The 14,675-nt window shown below is 72.1% G+C and carries 15 protein-coding genes; 10 read left to right on the top strand and 5 right to left on the bottom strand.

Annotation, left to right across the window (positions count from 1 at the left end):
- Positions 1–8: 8 nt before the first annotated feature.
- Positions 9–545, bottom strand: coding sequence for a tripartite tricarboxylate transporter TctB family protein (locus ABD714_RS16170; RefSeq protein ID WP_344813422.1), 537 nt, complete (start codon positions 543–545; stop codon positions 9–11).
- The gene (locus ABD714_RS16165) at positions 542–1,561 is read right to left on the bottom strand and encodes a Bug family tripartite tricarboxylate transporter substrate binding protein (protein WP_344813421.1); all 1,020 of its coding nucleotides are present in this window, start codon (positions 1,559–1,561) and stop codon (positions 542–544) included. The genes ABD714_RS16170 and ABD714_RS16165 overlap by 4 nt, the downstream gene beginning before the upstream one ends.
- A 240-nt stretch (positions 1,562–1,801) precedes the next feature.
- On the opposite strand from ABD714_RS16165, the gene ABD714_RS16160 reads away from it, so the two are divergent.
- The gene (locus ABD714_RS16160) at positions 1,802–3,445 is read left to right on the top strand and encodes a sensor histidine kinase (protein WP_344813420.1); all 1,644 of its coding nucleotides are present in this window, start codon (positions 1,802–1,804) and stop codon (positions 3,443–3,445) included.
- Positions 3,442–4,143 carry a response regulator gene (locus ABD714_RS16155; protein ID WP_344813419.1) on the top strand — a complete coding sequence of 234 codons (702 nt, stop codon included), beginning with the start codon at positions 3,442–3,444 and terminating at the stop codon, positions 4,141–4,143. Before ABD714_RS16160 ends, ABD714_RS16155 begins: the two co-directional genes overlap by 4 nt.
- Before the next feature lie 125 nt (positions 4,144–4,268).
- On the opposite strand, the gene ABD714_RS16150 is transcribed toward ABD714_RS16155, so the two are convergent.
- Positions 4,269–4,895, bottom strand: a complete 627-nt coding sequence (locus tag ABD714_RS16150) for a 5-formyltetrahydrofolate cyclo-ligase (protein ID WP_344813418.1) — start codon at positions 4,893–4,895, stop codon at positions 4,269–4,271.
- A 53-nt stretch (positions 4,896–4,948) separates the two neighbouring features.
- The gene (locus ABD714_RS16145) at positions 4,949–6,004 is read right to left on the bottom strand and encodes a LacI family DNA-binding transcriptional regulator (protein WP_344813417.1); all 1,056 of its coding nucleotides are present in this window, start codon (positions 6,002–6,004) and stop codon (positions 4,949–4,951) included.
- A 182-nt stretch (positions 6,005–6,186) separates the two neighbouring features.
- Between ABD714_RS16145 and ABD714_RS16140 the strand changes: the two genes are divergently transcribed.
- From ABD714_RS16140 to ABD714_RS16105, 8 genes are all read left to right on the top strand, one after another.
- Positions 6,187–7,854 carry a glycoside hydrolase family 13 protein gene (locus tag ABD714_RS16140; RefSeq protein WP_344813416.1) on the top strand — a complete coding sequence of 556 codons (1,668 nt, stop codon included), beginning with the start codon at positions 6,187–6,189 and terminating at the stop codon, positions 7,852–7,854.
- A gap of 111 nt (positions 7,855–7,965) precedes the next feature.
- Complete coding sequence (locus tag ABD714_RS16135; RefSeq protein ID WP_344813415.1) at positions 7,966–8,937, top strand: aldo/keto reductase; 972 nt, start codon at positions 7,966–7,968, stop codon at positions 8,935–8,937.
- 105 nt (positions 8,938–9,042) lie between these two features.
- On the top strand, positions 9,043–10,332 hold the full coding sequence (locus tag ABD714_RS16130; protein WP_344813414.1) for an MFS transporter: 1,290 nt from the start codon (positions 9,043–9,045) through the stop codon (positions 10,330–10,332).
- Positions 10,319–11,083, top strand: a complete 765-nt coding sequence (locus ABD714_RS16125; protein WP_344813413.1) for a MerR family transcriptional regulator — start codon at positions 10,319–10,321, stop codon at positions 11,081–11,083. Before ABD714_RS16130 ends, ABD714_RS16125 begins: the two co-directional genes overlap by 14 nt.
- A gap of 149 nt (positions 11,084–11,232) precedes the next feature.
- Entirely contained in the window at positions 11,233–12,552 is a 1,320-nt protein-coding gene (gene glp / locus ABD714_RS16120; RefSeq protein WP_344813412.1) for a molybdotransferase-like divisome protein Glp, read from the top strand.
- Positions 12,549–13,061, top strand: coding sequence for a cyclic pyranopterin monophosphate synthase MoaC (gene moaC / locus ABD714_RS16115; RefSeq protein WP_344813411.1), 513 nt, complete (start codon positions 12,549–12,551; stop codon positions 13,059–13,061). Before glp ends, moaC begins: the two co-directional genes overlap by 4 nt.
- Positions 13,058–13,558, top strand: a complete 501-nt coding sequence (locus tag ABD714_RS16110) for a MogA/MoaB family molybdenum cofactor biosynthesis protein (RefSeq protein ID WP_344813410.1) — start codon at positions 13,058–13,060, stop codon at positions 13,556–13,558. The genes moaC and ABD714_RS16110 overlap by 4 nt, the downstream gene beginning before the upstream one ends.
- A gap of 2 nt (positions 13,559–13,560) precedes the next feature.
- The gene (locus ABD714_RS16105; protein WP_344813409.1) at positions 13,561–14,247 is read left to right on the top strand and encodes a GNAT family N-acetyltransferase; all 687 of its coding nucleotides are present in this window, start codon (positions 13,561–13,563) and stop codon (positions 14,245–14,247) included.
- Here ABD714_RS16105 and ABD714_RS16100 read toward each other — a convergent pair.
- Positions 14,244–14,666: a PaaI family thioesterase gene (locus tag ABD714_RS16100; protein ID WP_344813408.1), complete on the bottom strand. Its 423-nt coding sequence runs from the start codon at positions 14,664–14,666 to the stop codon at positions 14,244–14,246. The two genes, ABD714_RS16105 and ABD714_RS16100, sit on opposite strands and share 4 nt — an antisense overlap.
- Positions 14,667–14,675 lie beyond the last annotated feature (9 nt).

Below are 14,675 nucleotides of genomic sequence, written 5' to 3'. Positions count from 1 at the left end.
GTACCCCCTTACAGGATTCCCTGGAGGATGCCGGCCGGGAGGCCGACCCCCAGACCGATGGCAAAGCCGTAGAAGGTGATCAGGGACAGTGCCACCGCGATCACCAGGGCTCGGAGGTAGTGCCGGCTGCCCAGGGCGATGGCCGAGCCGTAGAAGAGGATCGCGCCGGAGATGACCCAGCCGAGCACGTCGATCAACACGATGTTGGCCACGAAGACGCCGATCAGCATCAGCACGGTCTTGAGGTCCATCCGAGCCTCGAGGTCGACGTCCTCGCCGCCCTCCAGCTCGGGCTTGCTGCCGCGCAGCACCGCCACGGTGAGACCGACGGCCAACAGGATCAAGGCGCTGCCCAGGAAGACCGGGACGGCTTTAGGGCCGAGCGGGTCGGTCCCGGTGGTGTTGTCCCCGAGGCCCGTCGCGTCGACCAGCATGATCACGCCGAGCACGACCAGGAAAGCGCACACCCCCAGCTGGGCGAGGTCCCGGACCGGGCCGGAGCGGGCCGGAGCCCACTCCGTCCCGGCCGTCGAGGTCTGGCTCATGCCAGGCCCAGCTTCTTCAGCGTGTCCTCCACCGCGGTGGTCTGCTCGGTCAGGAAGGGGGCGAACTCGTCCGCCGGCAGGAAGGCGTCGGTCCAGCCGTTCTTGGTCAGCACGTCCTTCCACTCCTGGCTGGCGTGCATGGTGGTCAGGGCGCCGACCAGGGCGGCCTTGTCGGCGTCGGAGATCTCCGGGGGAGCCACCACGCCGCGCCAGTTGGTGAAGACCAGGTCGATGCCGGACTCCTTCAGGGTCGGGGCGTCGATGGCGTCGACCCGCTCGGCGCCGCTGATGGCCAGCACGCGCACCTCGCCGGCCTCCACCTGGTCGAGGAACTCACCGAAGCCGGAGGCGCCGAAGGCGATCTTGCCGCCGAGCAGCGCGGGCAGCAGGTCCCCGCCACCGTCGTAGGAGATGAAGTTGACGTCCTTGGGGTCGATGCCGACCGCCTGGGCCAGCTGCATCGGCAGCAGGTGGTCCGGTCCGCCCGGCGAGGAGCCGCCACCGACGGCGAGCGCCTTGGGGTTGGCCTTCCAGGCCGTGACCAGGTCGTTGATCGTCTGGTACGGGGAGTTCTTCGGCACCACGATGGCGCCGGACTCCTCGATCAGCTTGGCGATCGGGGTGGTCTGGTCGAGCTTGGCCTCGGACTTGTTGGTGTACTGGGCGCCGACCACGCCGAGACCCATCATCATCATCAGCTTGCCGTTGCCCTTCTCCGACACGGTGCGGGACAGGCCCACGGTGCCGCCGGCGCCGGCGAGGTTGAACACCTCGACGTTCTTGGTGGCCTCGATGTCGTCCATCGTCTTGGCCGCGGCACGAGCGGTGGTGTCGTAGCCACCACCGGCGGTGTTGGGGACCATGAACCGGACGCCGGACAGGGCCTGGCCGGCGGCGCCGCCGGCACCGGGCTCGGCCTGGTTCGCGGTCGCGCCGCACCCGGCGGTGACCAGCATGGCCCCGGCCGCGGCGAGCGCGGCCCCCAGCTTGAGGTTGAGCTTCAGCTTGTCGAACATCATCGTTCCTCTCGGGTTGTCGGGGCGAGCCGACCAGACGTGACGGGGTGGGCCGCAACGAGGCGGCCCGAGCTGGACTCTGTCAGGGTGACGAAGGCCCTGTCTGCTTTCGACCATGGTGAAAGTTGTGGTCTTTGTGGTCGGTGTCACAGTGGCCGTTCCGGTCACCGATAGGACCAGAATGTGCATCGGTCCGGCTGCCGCCGGGCCCGACAGCGAGGTCGGTCAGGGGGTGCGCGGGTGCGTCGACGGTTGCGGCTTCCGCTCGCCTACCAGCTGGTGGCCGTGCAGCTCGTCCTGATCATGGCCGTGCTGGTCGCCGTCTCGGCCGTCTCGGTGGAGATCACCCGGCTCGGGTTCGCACGCGACGAGGGCCGGCGGGTGCTGACCCTGGCGGAGAACCTGGCGTCGAACCCGATCGTCCGCAGCGAGAGCGTCGACCGGGCCGGTGCGGTGCTGCCCGCGGCGGTGACGACCCTGCAGGCGCTGACCGGGATCGATCTGGTGATGATCACCGACCTGTCCGGGAAGGTGATCGCCGGCACCGACACGCTGCTGGTGGACGAGGCGCTGCCGTGGCCCGAGCTGGCCGCCCGGCCCGACCGCTCGCACTCCGGGGCGATCGAGCTCCGGGGCACGAGCTACCTGGTGGCCGCCGTGCCGGTCCTGTCCGATCCCGACCAGGGTGATCCCGTACGTCAGCTGGGCATCGCCGTCGTGGGCCAGCAGAGCCCGACCCGCCTGGAGTCGCTGGCCAGCGCCGCCCCGGCGCTGCTCACCTACCTCGGGGCCGCGCTGCTGCTCGGGGTCGCCGGCTCGTTGCTGCTGGCCCGCTGGATCAAACGCGGGACCCTCGGGTTGGAGCCGGCCGAGATCGCGGCGCTGGCGGAGCAGCGGGAGGCCATCTTCGCCGGCATCGCGGAGGGCGTCGTCGCCCTGGACACCCACCACCGGATCACCGTGGCCAACGCCCCGGCCATCGCCCTGCTGTCGCTGCCGGCCGACCCGGTCGGGGCCAGCCTCGACGAGCTGGCCATCGCGGGGAGACTGCGTGACGTGCTGACCGGGGTGGACGGGGTGGAGCCCGACGCGGTGGTCATCCGGTCGGGACGGGTCCTGGTGCTGAACCGGATGCCGGTGAGCCGGGCGGGCCAGACCCTCGGTTCGGTCACCACGCTGCGGGACCGGACCCCGCTGGCCGAGCTGGAACGCGAGCTCGGGGCGTTCCAGGGCACCACGGATCTCCTCCGGGCTCAGGCGCACGAGTTCGCCAACCAGCTGCACACCATCTCCGGTCTCGTCCAGATCGGCGACTACGAGGAGGTCGTGACGTACGTGCACACCCTGGTGGCCAGCCGGGCCGCGGTGGATCTCACGGTCGCGCAGCGCGTACGGGACTCGTCAGTGGCCGCGCTGCTGGTGGCCAAGTCGGCGCAGGCGGCCGAGCGACGGGTCGAGCTCAAGGTCGGTCCCGGCACGGCCCTGGAGGCGCTCGAGCCACGCTCGTCCTTCGACGTGGCCACCGTGGTCGGCAACCTGGTGCAGAACGGCATGGACGCGGTCACCTCGGCCCCGACCACGAGCGCTCCGCCGGACGGGCCCATCGGCTGGGTCGAGGTCGACGTGCGCCAGACCGACGACGTGGTCGAGGTCGTGGTCCGCGACTCCGGTCCGGGCGTGGCCACCACCATCGCCACGGAGGTGTTCGAGCACGGTTTCACCACCAAGGCCGCCCGCGACGGCGAACGGGGGATCGGCCTCGCGCTGATCCGCCGCATCTGCCGCACCCGGGGCGGTGACGTCGAGGTCCGCGAGTCCGCGACCGGGGCCGAGTTCGCCGCGTGGATGACGGTGCAGCAGGCACCGGAGAGAGGAAGATCATGATCACCGTCCTGGTCGTCGACGACGACTTCCGGGTCGCTCGGATCCACAGCGCCTTCGTGGACCGGGTCGAGGGATTCCGCACCGTCGGGGTGGCCCACACCGGCCAGGAGGCGATCCGCCTGGCCGTCGCCCTGGTGCCCGACCTCATCCTGCTGGACCTCTACCTGCCCGACGTCTTCGGTCTCGACGTGCTGAACCGGATGCGGGTGGCCGGGGTGGAGGGGGACGCCATCGTGATCAGCGCCGCCAACGAGTCGGAGACGGTGGAGCGAGCGGTGAAGCTCGGCGTCGTCAACTACCTGCTGAAGCCGTTCACCGCCGACGACCTGGTCCAGCGCCTCACCCACTACCGGGCCAACCGCACGGCACGACACCCCAAGACTCTCACCGACCAGGCGGCCGTGGACCAGCTGTGGGGTCGGCCGGAGGGCGGGCGGGCGGAGGCACTGCCGAAGGGCCTCAGCCCGGAGACGGCCGAGCTCATCCTGCGGGCGCTCCAGGCGACCGAGACCGAGCTGTCAGCACAGGAGTGCGCCGACGCGGTCGGCATCTCCCGGGTCAGCGCGCGCCGCTACCTCGAGTACTTCGCCGGCCGGGGGACCGTGGTGGTCAGCCTGCGCTACGGGGTCGTCGGCCGGCCCGAACGTCGGTACGGCATCGCCCGACCGGACACCCCGCCGCCGCGTCCGACCCGTTGACGTCGACACCCCCGAGCGCGCCACCGCCGCTTTCGCTCACTGACGCCCCCTTTCGCTCGCTGACGCCCGCTTTCGCTCGCTGACGCCCCCACTGCAGACGGGGCGGCACGGAGTGAAAGGGGGCGTCAGGGGGATGACATGGTGAGGACGCGGGTCGGGGTGACCAGCCGGTGCACCGGCACGTCCCAGCGGTCGGTCGGCACCACCTCGAGCAGCTCGTCGTCGTTGAGCAGCAGCCAGGTCTCCAGGTCCGGGTGGGCGGCCCGGGCACGGTCGTACCAGCCGCCGCCGCGGCCCAGCCGGCGGCCGTGGGCGTCGGCGGCCAGTCCTGGCACCACCAGCAGGTCCACGGTGCTCAGCGGGTCACCGCCCAGCAGCGGCCCGGTCGGTTCCAGGATCCCGGAGCGGCCTTCGCGGAGCGCGTCCGGACCCGCGTACGCCGCCCACGCCGGCTCCGGCAGCCAGGCACCGGCCCCGTCGGTGAGCACCGGCAGCAGCACCTCGAGGTCGTGTGCCACCGCCCAGGCGACCAGACGCAGGGAGTCCGGCTCGGTGCCCGCGGACAGGTAGGCCGCCAGCCGGCGTACGGGGCGAGCGGTCAGCTGCTCGGTCAACCGGGCGAACCGCTGCTCGTCGTCGTGCCCGAGGCGGTCCGTGGCCCGGGCGGCCCGACGCACCCGTACGGCGTCGCGGAGCAGCCGCTTGGCCGCAGCGATCGCCCGGGCATCGGCGGCCTCGGTCGGAGCGGTCACGGGCGTCATCGTAGGCCGGGCCCGGCCGTCAGCCCCGGGACGCCGGCGAGGGATCAGGCCGCGGGCCGGGGCACCACGGTCGAGCCGCGAAGGACCAGCCGGGTAGGCAGCTGCTGGTGGGGCTGCTCGAGAGCCTCCGCGCCGTGCAGGCTCAAGGTGAGAGCGGCGCGGGCGGCGGCGCGACCGAGCTCGGCGACCGGCTGGGCGATCGTGGTCAGGTCGAACAGCGGTGCGAGCACGTTGTCGTCGAAGCCGAGCACCGACACGTCGGTCGGGACACGCAGCCCCGCCCGCTGCAGCGCGGGGATGAGACTCATGGCGACCTCGTCGCTCTCGGTCACCACGGCGGTCGGCACGGTGTCGCCACCGAGCAGCTGGCCGACGGCGAGCTGTCCGACCTCGATCCCGCCGCCGGTGGCGTCCACGGTCACCGTCCACGTCGTCGCCGGGTCCTCGGGACGGCTGCGGTTGTGCTGGTCGACCGCCTGCTCCACGCCGTCTCGACGTCGGGCCGCGCTGAAGGTGAAGCCCTCGGGGTCGCGGGTGGTGACGTAGGCGATCCGGCGGTGCCCGAGGTTGACCAGGTGCCGCGTCCCGAGGGCCGCCGCGGCGACGTCGTCGATGAACACGCTCGCGCTCTTCTCGACCTGCTGGTTGAGGTAGACCACCGGCACCGACAGCTCGGCCAGCCGGGCGTACTCCTCCGGACGCAGCTGGAAGGAGGCGACGATCAGGGCGTCGACGTTGCGTTGGGCGGGCAGCCGGGCGAAGAAGTCGGAGCGGTCGGCATCGTCCTTCGTGCTGTAGATGACCAGCTCCTGACCGGCTTCGCGGAGCGTCGCGTACGCCGCGTCCAGCACCGAGGCGTTGAACCAGGTGCTGAGCGCCCCGCTGACCAGCAGGCCGATGCGGCCGAGCCGGCCGGTGGCCAGGGCCGAGGCAGCCCTGGACAGGGCGAAGTCGAGCTGGGCGGCTGCCTGCTGAACACGCTCCCGGGTGCTGGGGGAGATGAGCGGGGAGTCCCGCAGGGCCCGGGAGACCGTCGACGTCGAGACCCCGGCGAGGGCGGCGACGTCGTCCATGGTCGCGGGCGCGGCGGTGGTGGTCACGACCTCATGGTGCATGGTCGGACGCAGGGGTGCAAGCGATTGCACGAACTCACCCACTGTGAGCGGTCCCACATCGCCGGGCGAGCGAATTGACTATCAGTGCGGGCGTTGCTCCCCGTAGGCTGATGTGCAAGCGCTGGCACGACTGGGCCGGACGCACCTTGACCCTCGAAGGCCCTCCCATGACCGACCTCACCGTCCTGTCCGCCGACTCCCGGACCGACGCCACCTGGTGGCGTCAGGCCGTCGTCTACCAGGTCTACCCGCGCAGCTTCGCCGACAGCGACGGCGACGGCCTGGGCGACATCCCCGGTCTGACCTCGCGCATTCCTTATCTCGCGGGCCTCGGCGTGGATGCGATCTGGCTCAGCCCGTTCTATCCGTCCGCCCTGGCCGACGGCGGCTACGACGTCGCTGACTACCGGGACGTGCACCCGCAGCTGGGCGACCTGGACGACTTCGACGAGCTGATGGCGGTCGCGCACGGAGCCGGGATCAAGGTGATCGTCGACATCGTCCCCAACCACACCTCCGACCTGCACCAGTGGTTCGTCGAGGCCCTCGCCTCCCCGCCGGGGTCACCGGCCCGGCAGCGCTACATCTTCCGTGACGGCAAGGGTCCGGACGGCTCCCGGCCGCCCTCGGACTGGATCTCGCACTTCGGCGGCTCGGCCTGGACCCGGGTGCCCGACGGCCAGTGGTACTGCCACCTGTTCGCCCCGGAGCAGCCCGACCTCAACTGGGACAACCGGGAGGTCCGCGACGACTTCCTCGTCACCCTGCGGTTCTGGGCCGATCGTGGCGTCGACGGCTTCCGGGTCGACGTCGCCCACGCCCTGGCCAAGGACCTGTCCGAGCCGCTGCGCAGCAAGCCGACGCTGGAGGACCACCCGTCGATGCCGACCGACGGCACCGACCCGCTCTACGACCGCGACGAGGTGCACGAGATCTACCGCGAGTGGCGTGAGGTCTTCGACTCCTACGACCCGCCCCGCACCGCTGTGGCCGAGGCGTGTGCGCCGTCGTCCCGGCGCGCTCTCTACGCCCGGCCGACCGAGCTGGGTCAGGCCTTCAACTTCGACCTGCTCGCCGCCGACTACGACGCCACCGCCTTCCGCGACGCGATCGCCTTCTGCCTCAGCCAGGCCGCCGCGTCAGGGTCCTCGTCGACCTGGGTGCTGTCCAACCACGACGTCGTCCGGCACGCGACCCGCTACGCGCTGCCGCCCGGCACGGACCTGGACGAGTGGCTGATATCGGACGGCAGCCTGCCCCGAGCCGACGAGGAGACGGGGCTGCGTCGCGCCCGCGCCGCGACCGCGCTGATGCTCGCCCTGCCCGGGTCCTCGTACTTCTACCAGGGCGAGGAGCTGGGTCTGCACGAGGTCGCCGACCTGCCCTCGGGTGCGTTGCAGGACCCGATCTGGCTGCGGACCCAGAACGTGAAGAAGGGCCGCGACGGCTGCCGCGTCCCGCTGCCGTGGCACCACGAGGGCAACGCCTTCGGCTTCAGCACCGGCCACGCCTGGCTGCCCCAGCCGGCCGGCTTCTCGCGTACGGCGGTCGCGGCGCAGGAAGGGCGGACCGGCACCACGCTGGAGTTCTACCGCGAGGCCCTGCGGGTCCGTCGGCAGCTGCAGACCACCGAGGAGCTGACCTGGGTCGAGAGCACCGACCCCGACGTGCTGCACTTCACCCGCCCCGGCGGCTGGCACTGCCTGTCCAACTTCGGCTCCACGGCGGTCCCGCTGCCCGACGGCGTGGTCCGGCTGACCAGCGGTCAGCACGTGGCCGGGGTGCTGCCGCCGGAGACGACCGTCTGGCTGACCGAGTGGGCGCCAATCGACTGAGCAAGCCCCAACGGATGGAGTTGTCCCCGACAACGGTGACAACTCCATCCGTTGGTCCAGGCGGGAGCTCTCGGCTCCCGCTGCTGGGCTCGCACTCGTACGGTGGGGCCCATGGAGTACGTGAAGCTGGGCAGCACCGGACTGGACGTCTCACCCCTCTGCGTGGGGTGCATGACGTTCGGCGAACCCGAGCGCGGGCCGCACCCGTGGACGCTGACCGAGGACGAGAGCCGACCCCTGATCCGGGCGGCGATCGAGGCTGGGATCAACTTCTTCGACACGGCGAACGTCTACTCCGCCGGGTCGAGCGAGGAGATCGTCGGTCGGGCTCTGGCCGAGTACGGGAGCCGGGACGAGCTGGTCATCGCCACCAAGGTGCACGGTCGGATGGGCGACGGTCCCAACCGGGCGGGTCTGTCGCGCAAGGCGATCTTCGCCGAGTGCGACGCCAGCCTGCGGCGGCTCGGGGTGGACCACATCGATCTCTACCAGATCCACCGGTGGGACAAAACGACGCCGATCGAGGAGACGCTGGAGGCGCTCAGCGACCTGGTCGACGCCGGCAAGGTGCGCCACCTCGGGGCCTCGTCGATGTACGCCTGGCAGTTCTCCAAGGCGCTCTACCTGCAGCGGATCCACGGCTGGCACCGGTTCGTCACCATGCAGGACCACTACAACCTGCTCAACCGCGAGGAGGAGCGGGAGATGTACCCGCTCTGCGCCGACCAGGGTGTCGGGGTCATCCCGTGGAGCCCGCTCGCTCGCGGGGTGCTGACCCGGCCCTGGGGTGAGGCGACCACCAGGTCGGAGACCGACCAGTTCGGCAAGACCCTGTACGACGAGTCGACCGACCGGGTCATCGTCGAGCGGGTGGCCGAGGTCGCTGCCGAGCGGGGCGTGTCCCGGGCCCAGGTCGCGCTTGCCTGGGTGGCGGCCAACCCGGTGGTCAGCGCACCGATCGTCGGACTGGGCAAGCAGTCCCACCTGGACGACGCGCTCGCGGCGCTCGACCTGTGGCTGACCCCCGAGGAGGTCCAGCGGCTGGAGGAGCCGTACGTGCCGCACGCCGTCGTCGGGTTCTGACCCACCGCGTCCCACCCGGCGGCGTCAGGACCGTCACGGTGGGTGAGGGTCCGGCGGCGGCAGCGGCTTGACCCTGACGCAGCGTCAACGTCGACGATGGGGCTCATGACCGATCCTGTTCCGGCCCCGGCCGGCGGGCGCACGTCCCGAGCGTCCCTGCCGGTGTTCGTCGCTGCCGAGGCGTTCTCGCTGTTCGGCAACTCCGCGATCGCCATCGTCCTGCCTTGGCTGGTGCTGACCCGCACCGGCGACCCCGCCGTCACGGGTCTCGTGGCCGCGGCGGCGGCGCTGCCGGCCATCGCGGCCGCCCTGGTCGGGGGCTGGCTGATCGACAGGGTCGGGCAGCGCCGGATGAGCGTCGTCTCCGACCTCGGCAGTGCGGTGTCGGTGGCCGGGCTGGCCGTGGTCGACCGGGTGTTCGGTCTCGACCTGGGCTGGTTTGTCGCACTGGGGGTCCTCGGCGCGTTGTTCGACGTGCCCGGCATGACGGCCCGGGAGACGCTGATGGGGCGGGTGGCCCGGACCAGCGGGGTGACGCTGGACAAGATCGCCTCGCTTCGGCAGGCCGTCTTCAGCCTGGCCTTTCTCGGCGGGCCCGCTCTGGCCGGTGTGCTGCTCGCCGTCCTCGACCCCATCCACGTGGTGTGGGTGACGGCCGGCTGCTCCCTGGCGGCGGGGCTGTGCATGCTGGTCCTCCCGCTCACCGCTCCCGAGGTCGCCGCGGCCGACACCGCCGGCATCGGCGGCGTCGACACCATCCGGGGCAGCGCGCCCCTGCGCGCCATGCTGCTGATCGGCTTCGGCAGCGCGGTGGTGATCGCACCCCTGCTCGGCGTCCTGCTGCCGGCCCACTTCAACCGCCTGGACGAGCCCACGTGGTTCGGGTTCACCATGTCCGCCTTCGCCGTGGGGTCGATGGTCGGGGCGATCCTCTACGCGGTGGTCTCCGCCCGCTCGCGTCGCGCCGTCTACATCGGCGGGTTGCTGCTGCAGACCGTCGGCATGGTCGGCTTCACCACCCTGCACGGGGTCTGGCCGGTGGCGGTCGGCTCGGCTCTGGTCGGGGTCGGGAGCGGTCTGCTGTCGCCGGTGTTCATCGTCTTCTTCACCGAGCAGGTGGCCGAGTCCGTCCGAGGTCGGGTCCTGGGCCTGTTCAACGCCCTGGCCCTGATCGCCTCGCCCCTCGGCCTGGGTGCTGTCGCACTCGCCCTGTCGGTCACCACCCTGGAGACCGCGGCGACGTGGTTGCTGGCAGCCTGGGTGCTCGTGATGGCGTACGCGTTCGGGAGCAGGGGGATGCGGGCCTTCGCCCGGCCGACGTCGGGCGCCCGCGCCGAAGGTGCGGGCACAGCACCCCCGGTCCCGGCAGAGACCACGGCCCGTGCTGACGATTAGCCAGCTGGCCGGTTACGTCGGGGTGAGCGTCCGCACGGTCCGGCACTACCACCAGCTCGGGCTGCTGACCGAGCCTCCGCGGGACCACTCCGGCTACCGCCGCTACGGCGCCGACGACGTGATCGCGCTCAAGCGGATCAGCACCCTGGCCCGGTCCGGGGTGCCGCTGGCGCAGATCCCCGGACTGCTGGCGGCCGAGCCGGCGGAGTTCGGCCGGGCGATCGCCGGGATCGACGCCGAGCTGGAGACCCAGATCGCCGAGCTGCGGCAGCGTCGGGACGACCTCGCCCAGCTGCCGTCGGCGGAGCGTCTCTGCATCCCCGACGAGGTGGCCGAGATCCTCGCCCTGGAACGGGAGCTGGGCCTCAGGGAGACCACCGTGGAGATCGAGCGGAACAGCTGGATCCTGCTGTCGGCCGCCTATCCGGACATGCTCGCCGCGTCCCTGGCCATGAAGCGGGCCTGCCTGGCCGACGCGGAGTACCGGGCGCTGGTGGTGGCCATGGACGCCGCCGTCGACTGGGACCCCGACGACCCCCGGCTGGTCGACCTCGCCCGCACCAGCATGGCGGTCCTCCAGCGTCTCTACCCGGTCGAGGTCGCCCGGGCGGAGGCCGCGGAGTGGGCGCGCACCGACGAGGTCACCGTCGGTCTGCTGATCGAGATGAACGAGCAGTCCTCACCGGCCTGGCTGCGCCTCTACGAGCTGGTGGGGGAGCTGACCCGGGAAGGCGGCTACCCCGACGTCTGACCCCACCCACCCCGAGCTGTCCGCCGCGGTGGTCGCCGGGACGGCTACGGGTGCTGGGGCTCGGAGCGGCTCGGCGTCACCGGCGACACCCGGCTCCCCCCGTGCACCGCTCCCGTACCGTCCCGGCCGTGCTGTCTAGGGTGGGGATCATGCCCTTGTTCGGCCGCAAGAAGACCGAGGACGCCCCGGTCCGTCCCGCGTGGGACCCGCTGCCCCTGCCGCCACCCGCCCGACCGGACGGTCTGCGCAGTCTGGAGGACCACCGGGACTACCTGCTCAGCTGTGTGCAGGAGCTGCCGCCGTTCGGTCAGCAGCTGCTCGACGCGGTCGACCTCGCCCTGTGCGAGGAGATCGTCTCGCCGATCAGCCTGCCGGGCTTCGACAACACCGCCATGGACGGCTACGCCGTACGGGCCCAGGACGTGGCGGCAGCCACCCCGGAGGCACCCATCCGGCTGCCGGTGGTGGGTGAGGTCGCCGCCGGCCAGGCCGCCCCGCACAAGCTGTCGCCGGGCACCGCGATGAAGATCATGACCGGTGCCCCGATCCCCGTCGGGGCGGACGCCATCGTCGCCTACGAGTCCACCGACCGCGGTGCCGCCGACGTGGAGATCTACGTCCCGAGCGAGGTCGGCCAGCACATCCGTCGCACCGGCGAGGACGTGGCGGCCGGCCAGCGCGTGTTCCGCGACGGCGACCAGCTGGACCCGCGCAGCATCGGTCTGCTGGCCGCGATCGGACGGGACAAGGTCCTGGTCCGCCCCCGGCCCCGGGTGGTGGTCGTCGCCACCGGCTCGGAGCTGGTGGAACCCGGCCGCGAGCTGCCGAGCGAGTTCCAGATCTACGACTCCAACTCCTACCTGCTGGCCGCGGCCGCGCGGGCGGCCGGCGCGCAGGTGTACCGGGTGGGGATGGTCAGCGACGACCCCGACCGGGTCCGCGAGCTGATCAACGACCAGCTGATCCGCGCCGACCTGATCCTCACCACCGGCGGGGTGAGCCAGGGCGACTACGACGTGGTCAAGGCGGTGATGCCCGAGCTGGGCGCCACCGAGTTCGTCCAGGTCGCCATGCAGCCGGGCAAGCCGCAGGGCTTCGGGCTGATCGGCGGCGAACGGATCCCGATGATCATGCTGCCGGGGAACCCGGTGAGCGCCTTCGTCTCCTTCGAGGCCTTCGCGCGGCCCGTGATCAGGAAGCTGATGGGCGTCACCCCGCACACCCGGGCACCGGTCCGGGCCCGCGCCACCCACGCGATGGGCTCGACCATGTCCCGGCGCCAGCTCGCGCGCGGCATCGTCACCCACGACGACGACGGCAACCGGCTGGTCTCGTTGGCCGGTGGTCACGGGTCCCACCTGATCGGCAACCTCGCCCGGGCCAACGCCCTGGTGGTCCTGCCCGAGGAGACCGACCTGGTCGCCGCGGGGGAGCAGGTCGAGGTGTGGTTGCTGAGCGAGGGACTGTGAGCCCACACCCGGACGACGCGGCGGCGCCCTCCGGCCTGACCCACCTGAACGCCTCCGGTGAGGCGCGGATGGTCGACGTGTCCGGCAAGGCGGTCACCAGCCGGTCGGCGACGGCGGCGGGCCGGGTGCTGCTGTCGCCGGACTGCGTCGCGGCCCTGCGGGACGGGTCGGTGCCCAAGGGCGACGCCCTGGCCGTGGCCCGCATCGCCGGCATCCAGGGCGCCAAGCGCACCCCGGACCTGATCCCGTTGTGCCACCCCCTGGCCGTGAGCGGGGTCGAGGTCGCCGTCGTCGTGGTCGACGACGGGGTCGAGATCACCGCGACGGTGCGGACCGCCGACCGTACGGGCGTGGAGATGGAGGCCCTGACCGCGGTCAGCGTGGCCGGGCTGACCATGATCGACATGATCAAGGCGATCGACAAGCTGGCCGTGATCACCGACGTCCGGGTGATCGCGAAATCCGGGGGGCGGAGCGGCGACTGGACCCGGGCGGACGGGCCGGCATGAGCGAGCCGATCGGCACCGCTCTCGTGATCACCGTGTCCACCCGGGCTCACGCCGGGGTCTACGCCGACGAGTCCGGACCCATCATCGCTACCGCCCTCACCGACGGTGGCTTCGTGGTGGACGGACCCCAGATCGTGCCGGACGGCAAGGCCGTCGGCTGGGCGTTGCGGGACGGTCTGGACCACGGCTACGACGTGATCATCACCACCGGCGGCACCGGTCTGTCACCGACCGACGACACCCCCGAGCAGACCCGACCCCTGCTGGACAAGGAGATCCCGCACCTGGCGGCGGCCATCACCGCGCACGGGGTCGAGGTCGGTGTGCCCACAGCGGTCCTCAGCCGGGGGCTGGCCGGGCTCGCCGGGGGCACCCTGGTGGTCAACCTGCCGGGGTCGCGGGGCGGGGCCCGGGACGGGATGGCGGTGCTGGCGCCGCTGCTCCGGCACGCGGTCACCCAGGTCCGCGGTGGCGACCACCCCGTGCCGGGTCGTTGATCATGAGCCTGACCGGGCGGGAGCCCTACCGGGTGCTGGGTCGGGCCGGCTTCGGTGCCGATCACCGCTGGCCGGTCAGCCTGCAGTACGGCGACCTCGAGCTCGCGCCGATGGCTGCCCGCCACCAGTCCGAGTGGGATCGCGTGCGTCGCGAGAACCTGAGCTGGTTGCGGCCCTGGGAGGCGACCCTGCCCCCAGGAGCCCGACCAGGACCGGCCAGCTACGGCGCGCTGGTCCGCGCCCTCGGCCGGCAGGCGAAGGAGGGTCGGTTGCTGCCCTGGCTGATCCTGCTGCAGCCCGGCGGCGCGCGGCGCGCGCCCCAGCTGGTGGGCCAGCTGACCGTCAGCGGCATCGTCGGCGGGTCGGCCGCCTGGGGCCAGATCGGTTACTGGGTGGACCAGCGGGTGGCCGGGCGCGGGATCGTGCCGACCGCCGTCGCGCTCGCCGTCGACTACTGCTTCGACGTGCTCCGGCTGCACCGGATCGAGATCGCCATCCGACCGGAGAACACCAAGAGCCTGCGGGTCGTGGCCAAGCTCGGCTTCCGCCCGGAGGGGCTGCGACCGCGGTACCTGCACATCGACGGTGACTGGCGCGACCACCTGGTCTTCGCCCTGAACGCCGAGGAGGTGCCCGGCGGTCTGCTGCAGCGGTGGCGGCACCTACGCCCACCGGGTGCGCCGGGCTAGCTGGTCAGGTTCTGGATCCCGACCTGGCCGGCGGCCACCAGCCGGCCCTGCTCGTCGACGGTCTCCACCCGCCACACCTGCCTGGACCGGCCGCGGTGCAGCGGCCGCGCGGTCGAGACGAGCCGGTCGCCGCTCCGGCTGGCCCGGAAGAAGTCGGTGGTGTTGGTGGTGCCGACCACCTGCCCGGACGGGCCCAGCCAGGACGCCGCCGCCACGCTGGCCAGCGTCTCGACGACGCTGCAGTGCGCCCCGCCGTGCAGCAACCCGTACGGCTGGAGCAGCGCGTCGACGACGGTCCAGGACGCCGTCAGCTCGTCCGGCGTGGCCGCGGTGACGGTCAGGCCGATGGCGTTCGCGTACGGTCCGAGGTCCGGCGGAGCGGCCAGGGCGGAGGCGGTGGACTTGTCCGGCGTCGACACGAGGTCACT

It is taken from the genome of Microlunatus aurantiacus, assembly GCF_039536605.1.
GTDB classification, from domain to species: domain Bacteria; phylum Actinomycetota; class Actinomycetes; order Propionibacteriales; family Propionibacteriaceae; genus Microlunatus; species Microlunatus aurantiacus.
This window is presented reverse-complemented; position numbering and strand designations above follow the sequence as displayed.

Bases quoted from the DNA above. Each gene is read 5' to 3' on its own strand.
- ABD714_RS16170 (WP_344813422.1), bottom strand. From the start codon at position 545: ATGAGCCAGACCTCGACGGCCGGGACGGAGTGGGCTCCGGCCCGCTCC.
- ABD714_RS16165 (WP_344813421.1), bottom strand. From the start codon at position 1,561: ATGTTCGACAAGCTGAAGCTCAACCTCAAGCTGGGGGCCGCGCTCGCC.
- ABD714_RS16155 (WP_344813419.1), top strand. From the start codon at position 3,442: ATGATCACCGTCCTGGTCGTCGACGACGACTTCCGGGTCGCTCGGATC.
- ABD714_RS16140 (WP_344813416.1), top strand. From the start codon at position 6,187: ATGACCGACCTCACCGTCCTGTCCGCCGACTCCCGGACCGACGCCACC.
- ABD714_RS16135 (WP_344813415.1), top strand. From the start codon at position 7,966: ATGGAGTACGTGAAGCTGGGCAGCACCGGACTGGACGTCTCACCCCTC.
- ABD714_RS16130 (WP_344813414.1), top strand. From the start codon at position 9,043: ATGACCGATCCTGTTCCGGCCCCGGCCGGCGGGCGCACGTCCCGAGCG.
- glp (WP_344813412.1), top strand. From the start codon at position 11,233: ATGCCCTTGTTCGGCCGCAAGAAGACCGAGGACGCCCCGGTCCGTCCC.
- ABD714_RS16110 (WP_344813410.1), top strand. From the start codon at position 13,058: ATGAGCGAGCCGATCGGCACCGCTCTCGTGATCACCGTGTCCACCCGG.
- ABD714_RS16105 (WP_344813409.1), top strand. From the start codon at position 13,561: ATGAGCCTGACCGGGCGGGAGCCCTACCGGGTGCTGGGTCGGGCCGGC.